Annotated in this window: 7 protein-coding genes and 2 pseudogenes; 5 read left to right on the forward strand and 4 right to left on the reverse strand. The window is 56.7% G+C overall.

What is annotated here, in order from left to right; translation table 11 throughout:
• Positions 1-170: 170 nt before the first annotated feature.
• The 4 genes from HVA01_RS04515 to HVA01_RS04530 are packed head-to-tail and all read left to right on the forward strand — an operon-like array spanning position 171 to position 1,977.
• Positions 171-701: a helix-turn-helix domain-containing protein gene (locus HVA01_RS04515; protein WP_146873373.1), complete on the forward strand. Its 531-nt coding sequence runs from the start codon at positions 171-173 to the stop codon at positions 699-701.
• Positions 698-1,438: an AzlC family ABC transporter permease gene (locus tag HVA01_RS04520; protein ID WP_146873350.1), complete on the forward strand. Its 741-nt coding sequence runs from the start codon at positions 698-700 to the stop codon at positions 1,436-1,438. The genes HVA01_RS04515 and HVA01_RS04520 overlap by 4 nt, the downstream gene beginning before the upstream one ends.
• Entirely contained in the window at positions 1,435-1,770 is a 336-nt protein-coding gene (locus HVA01_RS04525) for an AzlD domain-containing protein (RefSeq protein ID WP_146873352.1), read from the forward strand. Before HVA01_RS04520 ends, HVA01_RS04525 begins: the two co-directional genes overlap by 4 nt.
• A gap of 45 nt (positions 1,771-1,815) precedes the next feature.
• The gene (locus HVA01_RS04530; RefSeq protein ID WP_307725357.1) at positions 1,816-1,977 is read left to right on the forward strand and encodes a hypothetical protein; all 162 of its coding nucleotides are present in this window, start codon (positions 1,816-1,818) and stop codon (positions 1,975-1,977) included.
• A gap of 33 nt (positions 1,978-2,010) precedes the next feature.
• Here the strand turns inward: HVA01_RS04530 and HVA01_RS04535 are convergent, their stop codons facing one another.
• The 4 genes and pseudogenes from HVA01_RS04535 to HVA01_RS04550 all read right to left on the reverse strand — a co-directional run bounded on the left by HVA01_RS04535 (position 2,011) and on the right by HVA01_RS04550 (position 5,937).
• Positions 2,011-2,265 (reverse strand): hypothetical protein, encoded by a 255-nt coding sequence (locus tag HVA01_RS04535; protein ID WP_246129456.1) that lies wholly within the window; start codon positions 2,263-2,265, stop codon positions 2,011-2,013.
• A gap of 34 nt (positions 2,266-2,299) precedes the next feature.
• Entirely contained in the window at positions 2,300-3,430 is a 1,131-nt protein-coding gene (locus tag HVA01_RS04540; protein WP_246129457.1) for a PQQ-dependent sugar dehydrogenase, read from the reverse strand.
• A 1,420-nt stretch (positions 3,431-4,850) separates the two neighbouring features.
• A pseudogene (locus HVA01_RS17620) lies at positions 4,851-5,098 on the reverse strand (transposase); the annotation flags it as partial.
• A 98-nt stretch (positions 5,099-5,196) separates the two neighbouring features.
• Positions 5,197-5,937 (reverse strand): DUF4339 domain-containing protein, encoded by a 741-nt coding sequence (locus tag HVA01_RS04550; protein ID WP_146873356.1) that lies wholly within the window; start codon positions 5,935-5,937, stop codon positions 5,197-5,199.
• Positions 5,938-6,151: 214 nt separating this feature from the next.
• On the opposite strand from HVA01_RS04550, the pseudogene HVA01_RS17625 reads away from it, so the two are divergent.
• Positions 6,152-6,523: pseudogene (locus tag HVA01_RS17625) on the forward strand (transposase); the annotation flags it as partial.

Raw genomic sequence — 6,523 nt, forward strand, 5'->3', positions numbered from 1 at the left:
CTTCCTCGCAACAGAGCACCTTCCACCCATGCCCTAAGCTAAATACCTAAAGCTGATGCATAAAGGGTGCCACTCCCGCGCAACGCTGTTGTTACCGAGCGAGACCATTGACAGGCTAACGTTCTTTATATAGAACGTTCCATATAAGGGACAGTGGACGACACATTATGATGGATAAGCTTTCACGCAATACGCTAGGGCAGCATCTGCAAGCACTTCGTCAGGAGCGGGGCTGGTCGCTCTCGCAACTGGCAACGGCGGCGGGTATTGCCAAATCAAACCTTTCCCGCCTGGAACAAGGCAACGGCAACCCGACCCTGGACACCATCTGGCGGCTGGCGGTGCAGCTCAACACCCCCTTTGGCACCTTGGTGGCGCCGATCAGCGAACCCCTGGGCGAAGACGGTGTGCAAGTGCGCTTAATTGACCAAGGCAAGGGTTTCCCCCAGGTAGACGCTTACTGGATGCGCTGCGCGCCGCATACATTGCGCCATGCCGAAGCCCATACCACCGGCACGCGCGAATCGCTCACGCTGATTAGTGGCTGGCTGGAGGCGGGGCCAGAAGGCGCCACCACAACGCTTACGCCCGGCGATACCGTAACCTTCCCCGCCGACCAGCCACACCTTTATCGCACCCAAACAGCGGAGGCCATGGTAATAATGACCATTACCTACGGTGAAAACGGGGTAACGCCATGAACCAGCTAGCTCACCACTCCCCAGGCCAGAGCGCGCTACAGGGTGTCCGAGAGGCTATCCCACTATTGGGCGGCTACATTCCAGTAGCGCTGTCGTTTGGCCTGGTGGCCACCCAGGCAGGCTTTAGCACCCTGGAGGCCACGGCTATTTCAGCGCTGATTTACGCCGGTGCCTCTCAGTTTCTGTTTGTGGGCATGATCGCCACCGGCGCACCGCTGTGGCTGGTGGTGTTGATGACGCTGCTGATTAACATCCGCCATGTGGTGTATGGCCCTAATCTAGCCGCGCTACTGCCGCGCAGCCGCCACTGGCCTTGGCTGATGCACGGCCTCACCGATCAGGTGTTTGCCCTGGCCTTAACCCGGCTGCCTCAACTGCCCGAGGCAAAGCGCTTTAGTTGGTTTGTCGGTGCATCGCTACTGGCTTGGGGCGCCTGGATCATCGGTACCGCGGTGGGGGCTACCGCAGGGGAAGCCTTTACCGCCCGCTGGCCGCTGCTGGGTGAGATTATGCCCTTCGCCCTGCCCGCGCTGTTTCTGACCATGGTAGCACCGCGCTTTACTGATAAGCGGTGGGCAGTCGCCATGGGCTGCACCATTCTAGCGGCCCTCTGTTTAACCCTGGTTGGCTGGAGTAATGTGGCGATTCCCCTAGCCGCCGCCTGCGGCGCGCTATGCTTCTATTCCATGAAATTCTATATGGTGAAAGTCGACACCCGCAGGAGGCGTGAATCATGAGCACCGCACTTTGGCTAGCCGTTGCAGTTTCGGCCCTTGGCACGCTGCTGATGCGCGTCGTGCCGTTTTTATGGATGCAGCGCCGGCTCAACAGCGCTAGCGGCCTTAATAACATGCCCGAGTGGCTGGGCATTCTCGGCCCGCTGATGATTGCCGCGGTGCTGGGGGTATCCATTGTGCCGGTTAACCCCAGCGCCGTTTCCTGGACCGCCACCGCCATCGGGCTTGCCGTCACGCTACTGGTGTGGTCACGGGTGCGCTCATTGGGCTGGCCGGTCGCGGCCGGTGTTGCGGTGTTTGGCGTGGTGGAGGTCGCGGCCCTCCTTTGGTAATGCTTTGCATTAGCTTTTAGGCCATGCCAATCGTAAAGTGACGCTGTGGCAGCGTGTGGCGGCCACCACGATGGCCGTATCGTCACCAGCGGAGCGCCTAGCGAGGTCTTTACCGCGCCTAATCTCAAGCGCGTGTTCGACCTGGACGCTCATGTCATCCACGACCCCGAAAGCGGCAGCCCGATTTGCGTACCGCGTAAGATGTAACTATCCACTTCTGTGTTGTCAGCAACACTGGTATCAACGGTGCTGCCCACACCGCACGCCGCCTAATAGCACCCAGCGTTCATCAATGCGCAACTGGTTCTGGGCATAAAGGCCGGTCTGCTCTTTATCAATTTCGCGGGTAAGTAGGTCATCCGCGCCCAGCAGTAAGGTGTTCTCGGTACGTTCCGTGCACCAAGTACCCACCACACGATTATCTACTGTCCAGCTGTCGATGGTGCCATCGCGCTCTTTATACAGACCCACTAAGCGGTTGTTCCATGCAGCCAAGGCTTTCCCATGTCAAGCCGACAGCGTCTGGCTCTCAGTCTTCCAACGCCCTCAGGCGCATCACCTTTCCATCCGGCTCGTCAGTCGCTACGTAGACCCATCCCTCCGGGCCTTGCTCGACATCGCGAATTCGCGCGCCTAGCGGGATGCGTTCATCATTGGCCACCTCCTCGCCATCGAGGGTGATGCGCACCAAACCCTGCTCCGTGAGACCACCGATCAGTATGTCGCCCTGCCAATCGGCAAACTTGTCGCCAGTATAGAAGATCATGCCGGACGGCGAGATCACGGGGGTCCACTGCTTGACCGCATTTGCATACTCGCCGTTTGCGGAAGGATCGGGAATCTCCTCACCGCTGTAGTGTTTGCCCCAGCTAACCTCGGGCCAGCCATAGTTCTTACCGGCCTGGGGACGGTTGAGCTCGTCACCGCCCAGCGGCCCCATTTCGGCGACCCACAGCTCGCCCGTATCGGGGTGGATGGCGGCACTTTCAATGTTGCGATGACCGTAGGACCAGATCTCATCGCGGGCATCGTCCTGATCGATGAAGGGGTTGTCCGCGGCTGCCGAACCGTCATGATTGAGGTGAACGATGGTGCCCAAGTGGTTGGCCAGGTCTTGGGCCGGATCGAACAGGAAGCGCTCGCCCAAGGTGAAGAAGAGCGTATCCTCGCCGGTAAAGACGATGCGCCCTCCGAAGTGGTTCTCTTCGTCGACCTTGGGCTCCTGGCGGAAGAGCACCTCGAAGCCTTCAAGTCGGCCTTCTTCGAGGCGGCCGCGACCGAGCGCGGTGGACGCCCCCTCCTCGCCGGGTTCAGCGAAGGTGAGATAGACCCAGCGGTTCGAGGCGAAATCTGGATGCAGCGCGACATCAAGCAGACCGCCCTGGCCCCGATTGAAGACATCTGGCACCCCTTCGATCGGATCGGAGAGCGTCTCGTCCTTCGAAAGGATGCGCAGACGCCCCTCGCGCTCGGTAATCAGCATGCGTCCGTCGGGCAGAAAAGCCATGCCCCAAGGGTGCACAAGACCGTCCACGACAGTTTCGACGGCAATCGCGCCGACCTCGGTCTGCACGGATTCACCCGGCTGCGCCAAGGCAAGCGGGGACGTCAGCATGGCGGTAGCGGCAAGACCCATGGCCGCGTGGGCGTAGTGTTTCATGGTAAACAATCTCCGTAATGGTGATTTTTACAAGTGTCTCCTGGTCTGCCTTACGTAGAGGGAGGCTCCGCTTCCGGTGCAGGCAACGGCCGTTTGGTGTGCCCTCTCGTTGTCGATGTGGACCTCCTTGCCGGGTAAGTACGCCGCTGATGGCAGCCCAGAGAATCCGCTTCCAGACCGGGGGCGTCGTGATTGGGTCGCGGAGAATAAAGGTCAGACTGGAGAGCAGCAGCGCCAGCAGCATGTCGAGCTCGGAGAGCCGACGGATGCCCTTGTGCACCCCGATGGCGATGGCCGAACCGTAGAAAGCCATCGAATTGAGGGGATCCTGCTGAGGTTGGGACGGAGAAACGTCGGGGGCATACGCCATGCTACACTCCTTGTAGAAAATGAAGATGCCTTAAGATTTAGTGCCGCTACACGAACACCGTCTTACCTTATCAATACTCCATCTCGGCGAGGGATCAGCGCTGCCTTAGCAAGCGATACCTGCGGACCGTGCAAGCCTACGCTTATAACTCATACCTCATGAGGATAGGCGGGGAAATCGAAGCTGTCCAAGGAATGAAAAAGATAGATGAGCCTGCCCCAAGCATCATCATTGGCCTAGAGCTGCTGACACAGCGCGCAAAATGCAAAAGGTGCTGAAGGAGAAAGAGAGTGAATGTGTGACGGCAACGTTGCTGCGTGTTAGCAACCTAATCTCAATTATAAACTTAAGGAAAATAAAACTTGGAAGGGGGTGACTGCCAGTTTCTGATGGTGGGCCCAGTAGGATTTGAACCTACGATCAAGGGATTTTGAGTGCCATTTTGCTAACCTAAGGATCGCGTCTGCCATGCGGCCTTTCAGTAAAAACATAGACTTAGACTTCTCCATTATTCACAGGGGCTACATCGGTTACGTTCAATCAGCAACCAAGCCAGTTAGGCGGCCTCCTCCCCCTGGTTCACGCTCGCTGTGCGAAGAAAGCGCTGGTCACGGCGTAATGGCTATATCCGAGACTAAGGGCATGCCCATGTCTAGCATCCTCCCCTGAGGGTCTTTTCCACTTCCTGGGATACTACCTTGCCGGCCTCTATTACCAAGCGCAGGTACTCGACGTTGTCTGGGAAGAACCGGATATTGACGTGCCTACCCATCGGCTTTGTCGACGCCAGCAGCCGACCCGAGACCCAGTCGGCTAGCACCGGGCCCTACGGAAGTTGGCGCTTGCCCCGAAGGGCCGTCAGGTAGAACTGTCCTTTGATCACCTCAGACGGTGTCACCACTTTCAAGTCCAGCACGCCACCCGAGCCACGTTTTTTAACGGGGTCGACCTCCAAAAAACCAACGGCTGCGCCCCTGGTACCCAGGCTGAGTATAGGCCGCCTGCGGGCGGGTTTCTGTACCTACAAGCGGGTGCCAACCCATAAAGGTTTTTTAGTATAACCCGCTCTTCTGAAAAGCGTTTTAGTTCAGCCTTCAAACGACGGTTTTCAGCTTGGAGATCATCATCTTCTTGCCGTTGTTCTACATGCTTATCGTAGCGCTTGATCCAGTGGTGCAAGCTGTGGCCTGACACGCCTAAACGTTCAGCGACCTTGGCAACGCGATGGCCGCGCTCTACCACCTGTTTAACTTAACAGCTTCGATTTTGAATTTTTCAGTGTAACGGGGACGGCTCATGGATCCTCCTAGACACCTTTAGTATAAGGCCTGGAGATGTCTAGGAAACCTGGGGCGATTCATAGAACAAGGAACCTAGCTGTAGCAATTATGGCCTGTTATTGGTTGGGGATTCTCACGTAGATACTGTCATCACCTTGCTTTTCGATTGTAATGAAAAGGTCTTTACCAGTATCCAGCGTGGCAGTCGCTTTGTAAAAGCCTGCAGACACTTCTTCGGTGATCGTGACGGCTTTACACGTGGCTGAGCCGTAGAATTGATTCGCAATGATATCCGTTACAATTGGGCATGCCGATTCTTCCAGCGCAGCTTCACTTCCACCGATTGTGATAAAGATAGAGATGACCATAGCTGCCATCCATCCCCAAAAATAATGCTTCTTTTGCTTAAGCAGCGTCGCACGCTTCCACAGATACACTGGAATAACCAAGCACCACCAGCTACTGGGAGCCTGATGCCCGGCTGCCTTCAGCTTGCGCTCATCGAGAACGCACAAGACAACGTTAGGTACCAAGTACAACAAGGTAGATGCGGCTCCCAGGACATCAATTAATAGGAGCTCTAGCAAGGCGCCTACAATAGGGATAGCAACGACTAGCCAAACATAAAGGTTATAGACTTCTGTCCCAGCGAGAGGGGGAGGCATATTAGACGGGGCAGCAAACATCCCAGACAGAGCAGTTTGATAGGCTGGCACCCAGTCGCCTATTCCTCCCCAAACCTTGGTGTCCTTTGATACTTTCCCTTTCGTGACGAGATCTTTTAGCTCTTCAAAATTAAACGGCCCAAGCTTTTCGCCTTTCTCCGCATAGTACCAATTGTTTGTTTCTTCGGGCATTAGAGGCTCCGCTTGCCAAATGAATGAAGTTTGTTCTCAAGAAGGCGCATGCCTAATCAAGAATCTATATCGGCAAGCGGGAGTTGGACTTTAATACTACAGCCGTAGCTAGCTGAGCCCGAGTACAGTTTTTCGAAAGTAGGTAGATCATGATGGCATCCGATTTCCCCGATTCCAGATATTTCGATGAGATGGCCGACCGACTCGGCAAGCTTTTCCGCGTTCCGAAACGCGCGAGCGGGCCATGGCCTACCTCAAAGGCCTGTTGGGCCAGTCGAACGCAAGAACGGCTGGCAGCTCGCCAAGTGGCTAGGCGATGCTACCCTACCCCCGATGGCGTTCAATATCTTCTTGAGCGGGCCCGCTGGGACCCGGAGGTGGCGTGTGATGAATTGCGACGCTGGGTGGCACTACCTGGGCACACCGGACGGTGTGCTGATTCTCGATGAGACGGGATTCATCAAGAAGGGGCAACATTCTGCCGACGTCCAGCGCCAGTACAGCGGTACGGCAGGACGTGTCGAGAACAGTCAGATTGGCGTATTTCTCTGTTATGCCGGCTCGGGGGGGGGGGGGGGGGGGGGGG

Origin of the sequence: Halovibrio variabilis, from assembly GCF_007991175.1 — a bacterium.
Taxonomy (GTDB): Bacteria; Pseudomonadota; Gammaproteobacteria; order Pseudomonadales; family Halomonadaceae; genus Vreelandella; species Vreelandella variabilis.